Consider the following 342-nt stretch of genomic DNA (forward strand, 5'->3'; position numbering starts at 1 on the left):
TCGACATCATTCACTCCTATATGGGCTATCGCACCTGCTATTACCGCACGATCAATATTGGCGGCGCGACCCGCAAGCAGCGGGACGTGTACAAGAAGACGCGTGAAATCCTCGACGAAGCGATTGCAGAGATCAAGGTGGGCGCGTCTTCGGCCGATATCGCCAAGAAATTCCCGGCCGCCCAGGAATTCGGGATGGCGAACGAGGAAGAAGCATTCGGGCTGCAATATGCGCATGGCATCGGCGTTGGCCTGTGGGAACAGCCGCTGATCAGCCGCTATCACTCGATCGAACACCCGATCACGATCGAGGAAGGGATGGTCTTTGCGATCGAGACCTACT

At 56.7% G+C, this 342-nt stretch carries 1 protein-coding gene; it reads left to right on the forward strand.

All coding sequences use genetic code 11. The annotated features are described in order from the left end of the window. The coding region (locus MRBLMA1_RS19055; protein ID WP_363738985.1) for a M24 family metallopeptidase at positions 1–342 on the forward strand (342 nt) is incomplete at both ends.

Source organism: Sphingobium sp. LMA1-1-1.1 (assembly GCF_040676365.1).
Taxonomy (GTDB): domain Bacteria; phylum Pseudomonadota; class Alphaproteobacteria; order Sphingomonadales; family Sphingomonadaceae; genus Sphingobium.